This is a genomic window from Entomohabitans teleogrylli (genome assembly GCF_001484765.1).
Taxonomy (GTDB): domain Bacteria; phylum Pseudomonadota; class Gammaproteobacteria; order Enterobacterales; family Enterobacteriaceae; genus Entomohabitans; species Entomohabitans teleogrylli.
The window spans coordinates 81,606-90,913 of record NZ_LLXO01000025.1 but is presented as its reverse complement, the minus strand read 5'-3'; the positions used below and the strand labels follow the sequence as shown (position 1 = coordinate 90,913).

Annotated in this window: 9 protein-coding genes and 1 pseudogene; 6 read left to right on the top strand and 4 right to left on the bottom strand. The window is 52.6% G+C overall.

Annotation, left to right across the window (positions count from 1 at the left end):
- Positions 1-865, top strand: an 865-nt coding sequence (locus tag AQ981_RS27895) for a hypothetical protein (RefSeq protein ID WP_420809781.1), incomplete at its 5' end; no start/stop codon positions are given.
- A gap of 35 nt (positions 866-900) precedes the next feature.
- Here AQ981_RS27895 and AQ981_RS27400 read toward each other — a convergent pair.
- From AQ981_RS27400 to AQ981_RS21400, 3 genes and pseudogenes are all read right to left on the bottom strand, one after another.
- Positions 901-1,125 (bottom strand): annotated as a pseudogene (locus AQ981_RS27400) (integrase core domain-containing protein); the annotation flags it as partial.
- A gap of 59 nt (positions 1,126-1,184) precedes the next feature.
- On the bottom strand, positions 1,185-1,445 hold the full coding sequence (locus AQ981_RS27750; RefSeq protein ID WP_154675966.1) for a hypothetical protein: 261 nt from the start codon (positions 1,443-1,445) through the stop codon (positions 1,185-1,187).
- A gap of 884 nt (positions 1,446-2,329) precedes the next feature.
- Positions 2,330-3,229, bottom strand: coding sequence for a LysR family transcriptional regulator (locus AQ981_RS21400; RefSeq protein ID WP_058913790.1), 900 nt, complete (start codon positions 3,227-3,229; stop codon positions 2,330-2,332).
- A gap of 97 nt (positions 3,230-3,326) precedes the next feature.
- Here AQ981_RS21400 and AQ981_RS21395 point away from each other — a divergent pair, with 97 nt between their 5' ends.
- The 4 genes from AQ981_RS21395 (at position 3,327) to AQ981_RS21380 (ending at position 7,296) form a co-directional block, all read left to right on the top strand.
- Positions 3,327-3,821, top strand: coding sequence for a cyclophilin-like fold protein (locus AQ981_RS21395; protein WP_071608977.1), 495 nt, complete (start codon positions 3,327-3,329; stop codon positions 3,819-3,821).
- Positions 3,822-3,966: 145 nt separating this feature from the next.
- Positions 3,967-5,178, top strand: a complete 1,212-nt coding sequence (locus tag AQ981_RS21390) for an MFS transporter (RefSeq protein WP_249226364.1) — start codon at positions 3,967-3,969, stop codon at positions 5,176-5,178.
- 28 nt (positions 5,179-5,206) lie between these two features.
- Positions 5,207-6,256 (top strand): NAD(P)-dependent alcohol dehydrogenase, encoded by a 1,050-nt coding sequence (locus AQ981_RS21385; protein ID WP_058913789.1) that lies wholly within the window; start codon positions 5,207-5,209, stop codon positions 6,254-6,256.
- 11 nt (positions 6,257-6,267) lie between these two features.
- Positions 6,268-7,296: an alpha/beta hydrolase gene (locus AQ981_RS21380; RefSeq protein ID WP_058913788.1), complete on the top strand. Its 1,029-nt coding sequence runs from the start codon at positions 6,268-6,270 to the stop codon at positions 7,294-7,296.
- Between the two features lie 119 nt (positions 7,297-7,415).
- Here AQ981_RS21380 and AQ981_RS21375 read toward each other — a convergent pair whose 3' ends face one another.
- A complete protein-coding gene (locus tag AQ981_RS21375) occupies positions 7,416-8,456 on the bottom strand; it encodes an alpha/beta fold hydrolase (protein WP_058913787.1) in 1,041 nt (346 codons plus the stop codon).
- Between the two features lie 212 nt (positions 8,457-8,668).
- On the opposite strand from AQ981_RS21375, the gene AQ981_RS21370 reads away from it, so the two are divergent.
- Positions 8,669-9,277, top strand: coding sequence for a TetR/AcrR family transcriptional regulator (locus tag AQ981_RS21370; RefSeq protein WP_058913786.1), 609 nt, complete (start codon positions 8,669-8,671; stop codon positions 9,275-9,277).
- The last annotated feature ends 31 nt before the right edge of the window (positions 9,278-9,308 follow it).

Sequence of the window (9,308 nt, the reverse complement as noted above, 5' to 3'; positions counted from 1 at the left end):
TATTTCTCTGTTACCAACTGGTGTGAGCGCGATTGTTGAAGGGGGGGCGTTAAATCTGACCAGTGCGCATTGCTCCTATGGTAGTTTCCAGGATCCTCCTGGAGGCATGTTTACTTCCTGTACAACCAGCGGGGTGGTTGTACCGGTGATTCTTACAGATGAAGAGGCGGCGAGGGTTATTCCTCCAGTTATTGTAGGGCAAAGCGGCTGGCGTTGGGGGGTCATTACTCGTACGGGTGACGTTGCCGGAAGTGCACATTTTGGTCAGGGAAATTATTCGGTCACCTGGCTGTCCAGTACAGTGCATAACACCTACGGTACTGCCGTTACAGAACTTAAGTCATTAATCGGCAGGACGTATATGGCCAGCAAGTCGAATTACATTAACTCGACTGGACCATTGGCACAGTGCGCAGGATTGATTCAGCTTCAGATGGATTCTCAATACCCAACTTATGTGGCTCAAGTTGGGATGAGGGATTTTGTTGTTCCCCTGAGTCAGTGCCAGCTGGCTACTGTTCCGCCGACTCCACCGGTCTATTGTGCGCCTGTGACACAAAGCCTGGATTTTAACTTTGGTACACTCAGCCGTACAGAAGCCGCGGGTAAATCATTGTCAAAACCAATTACGATGCAGTGTAGTGCAAATAATGTGGCATACAAACTGACGCTTCCCGGCGAGGCGAGCAGTTTCAGGTTAAACAATAATATGAATGCCGCCGTGACAACGTCTAAGGGGTCATTGGGGACAACTATTTACGGCCCAACTTCCGAGACTTTCAATATTACTGTCACCCTGAATGGCCAGCCTGCGTCAACAGGTGCTTTTCAGGGCTCAAGTATATTAATGGTGACATACCCCTGAAGTTGGTCCTGGCCCAAAATCAGTACAGCGCTAAATCAGAGATCTTCGTCTTTGTGGATACTTCGGATAAATTCCGCCGGAGTCATGCCATTTAATGATGAATAAGTTCTCTTATGATTGTATTCCTTACACCAGTTATCGAGTTTTTCCTGCACATCTTCCAGTGACAGGAACCCGTGAATGTTCAGGCAGTTATCCCGCAGACTGTCGTTAAATAATTTAATAAAGGGGTTGTCTGGGCGCGAGAAGTTCATTGTTATAGAAGATAATTTTGATAGTGAAACCCGCTGTCCAGCGGGTTTTATTTGAATGTTAGTGATTATCCAAAATATGACTGGCAGTACCATACCCCAGTAATATGTTTTGTCATAAAGGTACCCCACGGGCATACAATTTTCTTCTTTCCTGAACGCCCTGAACCACCTCCGGATGGATGCTCCTGTTGCGAAAATACAGGGCTGGTAACAGGAGCAGGAGTATCGGAAAATGCTTTCGCATATGGATGTTGCCACATAGCACTGGCGCTGAAGGATAATGTACACAGCGCAATGAATGCGGCTGGCAGAGATTTTTTTAACATAAAACCATCCTTGTTTATTCAAAAGAGCTTTTCTGTACTAACGCAATGTTCTATAAGAAATGCGATTGGCTTTTCTTTTATAAGTGAATGCGGTTATTTATTTTATGATTTAAATCATTAACTGTAATAAAACTTCTTTTTTATATTTAGTGTTCTCAGGGATGTATTTGTTGGGTTTATGTGGTAAGTGGAATGATCGTTTTTATGAATTACCTCCTCCTGTAGACTTCCCACAATCGTGCGGCTCAAGGTATATATTGAATTACCAATAATCCTGTGACGAGGTGGTATGGGACCTATCAGGCGAGCTTTAAATGTATTTGTATAGTTAATTTCGCAGGAGAAAGATCATAAAATTCGGTCGTATAATTTACAGGAACGATGCTTAGGAAGTAATTCATCGGTTATTAGAAAGGGGTGATGAGTTTTGTGATTGATAACGCAGTGATTTGTTTTGTATGCTCAGGAACGGTGCCGGAAGATGGAATCTGATACGCACAATTCAACAGAAAAAGAAAGGAGAAAGATAAGAACTAATGGGTTTGCTCTGAGCAAATCCTGGAAATCTGGCATTGCATATAAAACGTTAAAATAGACATTTTTTCAGATATAGTCAGCGATCATGCTTTAACCAGCCTTAGTATATCTAATGCAAATGATACATATTTAAATGATTAACCATTTTTTCTTTTAAACAGTATGGTTATGATTAAAGTATTAATTTTGGGGTTGTCTGCTTTAATTTATGCGGAAATTTCTATGGTGGTCGCATTAATTCGTGTGAAATCAACTGTTGGATAGAGAAAGATAAATATAAAAACGGAAATTAAACTAATGAAGTTATATATCAGAACACACTGTCCGCGTATTCGTTCAGACCTTAATTAGCTTTTCCGCCGCACCCGTAGCGCATCCACGACCAGCGAAAACGCCGGGGACGGCTGCTTGCGGCTCGGGTAGTACAGGTAATAGCCGGGAAACGGTAAACACCACTCTTCCAGCACCCGAATCAGACGGCCTTCGGCGATGTGCGAACCCAACTCTTCTTCGGGTAAAAAGGCGATACCCAACCCGGCCAGCGCCGCGTCGACAATATGTTCCGAGGTGTTGAACGTGAGCTGTCCGCTGACCCGCACGTTAAGATCGCCACCCTGCCTGTCGAAATCCCACACATAAATTCCCCCGGAGCGGATCATGCGCTGGTTTATGCACTGGTGACGGGTAAGTTCATGAGGCGTCCGGGGGAGCGGATGGCGTGCGAAATAATCGGGGGAGGCCACCGCGGCCATGCGTAATTTGGGGCCGATGGGCACAGCAATCATATCTTTATCAATGGTATCGCCAAGTCTGACGCCGGCATCGAATCGATCCGCGACAATATCCCGAAAACCATGGTTGGCGTCGAACTCAATATGAATGTCCGGGTACTCGCGCAGTAACGGCGTCAGTTTGGGCAGCAGGGTGGTCTTCAGGACATTGGGGCCGCAGGTGATACGCACCGTGCCAGCGGGTTTGTCACGCAGTTCGGTCAGCATATCCAGCTCAGCGGTAATTTCATCAATACGATGGCCCACCGACTGTAACAGACGTTCACCAGCGGCGGTGGGCGAAACGCTGCGGGTAGTGCGGGTCAGCAGGCGGATTTGCATACGCTCTTCCAGCCCGGAGATCGCCTGGCTCAGTGCCGGCTGGGTTACCCCAAGCTGCGCCGCCGCCCGCGTAAAGCTGCCTTCCCGCGCCACCGTCACAAAAAACAGTAAATCGTTGAGATTACGTCTGGCCATATTTTCCTGCCCGGTTTTTTATTAATAAGTATTACTTATAAACCCATTAAGTATTCATTAGCTAGTCAGCATCTTACTTCCTGGCAACAATAACGCCATGAAAACATCAATATTCACTGTTACAGCCAGTCGATGGCGTAAAGCATTACTGCTGTTCGCCGCCCTGGTCGCCGGGGGCCTGGCCTTCAGCCAGATCAGTACCGCAGCGGATAACGCCCGCGGGTTTTCACAGGAGCCGTTGATGAAAATTAGCCTGACTATCGATAGCGATGTGGTCCTTGCCACGCTGTATAACACCCCGGCAGGGCGCGATTTTGCCGCGCTGCTGCCGCTGTCGCTGACCCTTGAAGACTATGCCGATATTGAAAGGGTTAGCCCGTTGCCGGGCAGGCTTTCCACTGTCGGGGCGCCGGCGGGCTTCACCCCGCAGACCGGGGATATCACGCTATATGCTCCGTGGGGAAATCTGGCGATTTTCGTCCGGGATGGGAACTACTCCCGGGGGCTTGTCCCACTCGGGAAAGTCGATGGCGGATTACCTGCGCTGCAGCGCCCTGGCCCGCTGGCGGTGCAGATCCGCGCCGCCGAATAGCGTCACACGCCAGGCCTGCGACTGGCGTACCTCCGGACCATGTACAAATCGATAAGCCATAACACCGGGGCATTGCTGCGCAACGCGTGGCCGTGTTTTGCAGCAACCCGCCAGTATTGCCGTCACACAGGAAACCCTAAGCGGAATGAGTAGCCAGACCTATGAAACACCACAGGAGACGCCGGTTCACGGCCAGCAGACCGCTCACTGGGGCGGCGTATTCGCCATGACCCTGTGCGTGTTTGCCCTGATAGCATCGGAGTTCATGCCGGTGAGCCTGTTGACACCGATCGCCGCCGATCTTGCCATCACTGAAGGTATGGTTGGGCAGGGCATCGCTATCTCCGGCGCTTTTGCGGTAGTGACCAGCCTGTTCATTTCGACCCTGTCCGGCGCCCTGAACCGTAAAACACTGCTGCTCGGGTTGAGTGCGCTGATGGCGCTGTCGGGAGTGACGATCGCCATGGCGCCGAACTATTTCATCTATATGGTCGGCCGCGGGCTGATCGGCATTGCGGTGGGCGGATTCTGGTCGATGTCGGCGGCTACCGCCATGCGCCTGGTGCCTGCCCATCGCGTGACGCGCGCGCTGGCGATTTTCAATGGCGGTAATGCGCTGGCGACCGTCGTGGCGCCGCCGCTGGGCAGCTATCTCGGTTCGGTGATGGGCTGGCGCGGCGCGTTCTTTTGCCTAGCGCCGGTTGCGCTGCTGGCTTTTATATGGCTGCTGGTCAGTCTGCCGTCGATGCCGGTGACCCGCCGCTCAGGCGCTTCCGTCCATGTTCTGGCGCTGTTGCGCCGTCGGGTGGTGCTTATCGGTATGACAGCCGTCGGCTTTTTCTTTATGGGGCAGTTCACCCTGTTCACCTATATCCGTCCATTTCTTGAAACGGTGACCCGGGTCGATGCGTCAGTGGTGACCTTCATTCTGCTGGTCATCGGGCTGGCGGGATTTGCCGGCACCCTGCTGATCGGCCCGCTGCTGGCGCGCGGATTTTACCGGACGCTGATGGCGCTCCCGCTGCTGATGGCCGTCACCGCGCTGGCCCTGGTGGTATTCGGCGACCAACTGGTCACGGTAGTTATGCTGCTGGGGCTGTGGGGATTGCTCGCCACCGCCGCGCCTGTGGGCTGGTGGGCATGGGTGCCGGGGACCTTTGCGGATAACGCCGAAGCCGGGGGCGGCCTGATGGTGGCGATGATTCAGCTCTCCATTGCGCTGGGCTCTACGGTGGGCGGACTGCTGTTCGACCTCAGCGGCTACCGCAGCACCTTTATTGCCAGCACAGTGATGCTGCTGGTCGCCACACTGCTTATTTACCTGACTTCGCGCTCAGAAATGCCCGAGCGACCCTGAGCGGGACCAACCAACCGGAGATTATCTGATGACAGTAAAAGCTTATGGTGCCCATGCCGGCACGCTTCCTCTTGAACCCATGGATATTATCCGCCGCGCCCCGGGAGCGCATGATGTGCAGATCGATATCGCTTACTGCGGGGTATGCCATTCCGACATTCACCAGGTGCGCGCCGAATGGGCCGGTACGTTGTACCCCTGCGTACCCGGGCATGAAATCGTTGGTCGGGTAGCCGCCGTCGGCGAACATGTACACCACTACCGACCAGGCGATCTGGTCGGCGTCGGCTGTATTGTCGACAGTTGCCAGCACTGCGCGGAATGCGATGAGGGGCTGGAAAACTATTGCGACCAGATGGTCGGCACCTACAACTTCCCGACCCCGGATGCGCCAGGCCATACGCTGGGCGGTTATTCACAGCAGATTGTGGTCCACGAGCGTTATGTTTTACGTATCCGCCATCCGCAGGAACAACTGGCCGCCGTCGCGCCGCTGTTGTGCGCCGGGATCACCACCTGGTCTCCTCTGCGCCACTGGCAGGCTGGCCCAGGTAAAAAAGTCGGCGTCGTGGGCATTGGCGGTCTGGGGCATATGGGCATCAAACTGGCGCACGCCATGGGCGCCCATGTGGTGGCGTTTACCACCTCGGAAGCGAAACGCGCAGCGGCAAAAGCGCTCGGCGCTGATGAAGTGGTGGTGTCGCGTAATGCGCATGAAATGGCGCAACACAGCAACAGTTTCGACCTCATCCTCAATACCGTTGCCGCGCCGCACAATCTGGATATTTTCACCGCTCTGCTCAGGCGTGACGGCACCATGACGCTGGTAGGCGCCCCGGCCACACCGCACGATTCGCCGGAAGTATTCAACCTGATCATGAAGCGTCGCTCGATTGCCGGTTCAATGATTGGCGGTATCCCGGAAACCCAGGAGATGCTCGACTTCTGCGCTGAACACGGGATTGTCGCCGACATCGAACTGATTCGCGCCGATCAAATCAACACCGCCTATGAGCGGATGCTGAAAGGCGATGTGCACTATCGCTTTGTGATTGATAACGCCACGCTGACCGACTAAAGGACAAGAAGATGAAAAACCTGACTCTGGCATTGGGGCTGTTAATCAGCTCATTCGCCGCCTGCGCCGCCGATATGTCAAAAGGCGCCGACAATTTCTATACCAGCGATAAGCTGACTGAGCAAAAGGTAACGTTTAAGAATCAGTACCAGATGAATGTCGTCGGCAATCTGTTTATCCCCAAAGAGAGGGACCAGAATGCCAGGTACCCGGCAATTATCGTCGGTCATCCTATGGGAGCAGTGAAAGAGCAGAGTTCCCGACTTTACGCACAAAAGCTGGCGGAGCAGGGTTTCGTAACCCTGGCGATTGATCTGTCATTCTGGGGCGAAAGCGAAGGGAAGCCGGGACACCTGATTGCGCCGGAAATCTATACCGACGACTTCAGCGCCGCGGTTGATTTTCTCAGCACTCAGCCTTTTGTGGATGCCGAAAAAATAGGGGGCCTGGGTATCTGCGGCAGCGGGAGTTTCGCTATCAGCGCGGCAAAAATCGACCCGCGGCTGAAAGCGATCGCCACGGTGAGCATGTACGATATGGGCTCTGCGTTCCGAAACGGTCTTAACCATTCTCAAACCCCGGAGCAGCGCAAAGCGTTTATCCAGTCGGCGATTGAACAGCGGTTTGCCGAGTTTAAAGGCGGGGAGATTGCGTATATCCCCGGTACGGTTAACAAACTGGATGATTCCACTTCAGCTATTCAGCGTGAATTCTTTGATTTTTATCGTACCGGGCGCGGTGGTTATACCCCACAGGGCGAACAAGAGGAACTGACCACCAAACCGATGCTGAGCAGTATTGGTAAATTCATGAACTTCTACCCGTTTAACGATATTGAGACGATTTCGCCGCGGCCGATGTTGTTTATTACCGGCGACCAGGCGCATTCGAAAGAGTTCAGCGAAGATGCTTATCAACGCGCCGGCCAGCCGAAAGAGCTGTATCAGGTTCCTGGGGCAGGACATGTCGATCTGTACGATCGCACCGATTTGATCCCATTTGCCAGACTGACGTCATTTTTTAAAGATGGCATGAAGTAACCCGCGCCAGATAACCTGTCTGCCGCGCTGCTACAGGCGCGGCGGTACAGCCACTTCTGTACATGGCATTTTCAGCGTGGGAGACCGTCAATGCTCTGCGGCTCCCACAGTCTGGCGGGTTACAGGGACAGGAAATTCTCCAGTTGTTTAATCACCCCGGAGGCATTTTCTTCCACCATCCAGTGACCGGTATTTGGCAGAATGACGCCTGTAAAGTTTTGCCTGTCTTTCACAAAACGGCTGCGCATTTCCTTGACCAGCACATCGTTAACCCCTGATGCGCCGGTTAATGCCATTGACGGGATTGACAGCGTTTTACCGGCGGCAAGCAGCGCTTCATTCTGTTTAACGGAGCGGGCATGCGATTTGTAATAGCCAAAGGCGGCGTGCAATTTCTCACGGGTTGAGTAAGGTTCAATGAGCTCAGTTAACAGCGTCGGGGTGAACACGTCCTTTTTCCCGGCATAGGTTTTAATGAAATAAGAGAAAAACAGCGCCGGGTCGCTGCCGACCTGTTTTTCGGCAATATCGCCAAAGCTGAAATAGCCAAAGTGCCAGCCCAGCCCCGGCCCCGATGGGGTATAGCCCGGGTATTCAAACATGGCTTTATCGGGAATTGGCGAGTCCATAAACACCACTTTGCTGATATATCCCTGGTTATTAGCGACCAGCGGATAAGAGGCTGAATTCCCCAGATCGTGGCTGACGTAATAAATCGGTCCATTACCGGCTATCTGTTTGATAGCGGTCAGCAAAATAGCCGAAATATTCTCTGCGGAGTAGTCGTCATTCGCCACAGCGGAAGACTGCCCAAGGCCCGGCAGGTCAATAGCGATCACTTTGTTGCTGGCTTTAAATTTTTCCATTATCGGCTCCCACATTTTCCATGTAGAACCGAAACCGTGGATGAAGACAATCGGTGTTCCGCTGTTTCCGCCTTCAACATAATGCAAACGGACGCCATTGACATTGATGAACTGACTCTTCAGTCCCTCGCCATAGGCATATTGTCCACGCTGTTCGCTTTGTACCTGATTGAATTGCTGTTGCGATACTTCGGCAGGGGTATCAATGGATTTCAGGTTGGGATCATATTCTGCGTGGGCAGAATTCAGGGCAGCAAAAACCATTGCGGCCAGCAGTGCCGATTTCATTTTCATCAAAACTTTCTCTATTGTTGGGTAGCGATATTGTCTTTCACTACGTGCAGGTGGAATCTGCGCTATCACCTCCTTCGCAGGAAGATGATGGCATACAGCGACAACGAAAAGAGGATGTCGCGCTTCTCTCGCTATTTCTGTATCGATTAGTATATAATTGACTTCACCAGCGTCAAGCTATTTATGTATCAATCATTACAGAAATAATTTTTATGACCACTGAAAATACCCCAACCCGCGGAAGACCAAGGGATTTCGACCGGGCCGTCGCGCTGGAAAAGGCGATGGAAACGTTCTGGCGCTACGGCTATGAAGCGTCGAGTCTTTCAGTTCTTAAGGCCGCGATGGGGATCAATTCACCCAGTCTGTACGCGGCATTTGGTAATAAAGATGCGCTGTTTGCCGAAGCGGTGAGCTTTTACCTTGAAAAATATGGTTCGTACCGCGAACGGGCGCTGAGCGATTCAGACACCGCCCGGGAAGGCATTGCGGCGCTGTTTAACCAGACCCTGAAGCAGTTCTTTGCGGCTGAAGGCCACAAAGGCTGTCTGGTGGTGCTGGCGGCGCTCTGTGGATCGCAGGACAGTATGCCGATTCAGCGCCTGCTGAATGAAGAACGGCGGCGCACCTCGCAGTTGTTTGCCGACCGCTTGCGGCGCGGTCAGCAGGAAGGGGATATTCCCGCACAACACCATGCGCAAATTCTGGCGGAATATTTTACTACCCTACTTTTCGGGCTTACCGTTCAGGTCAGGGATGGCGTCCCGGAAGAACAGGCGCGGGCGGTTGTCGATCTGGCGCTCCAGGCGCTGGCGGCGTAGCCTTCAGGGAGGAGAGGCGGCGCGGAAACGT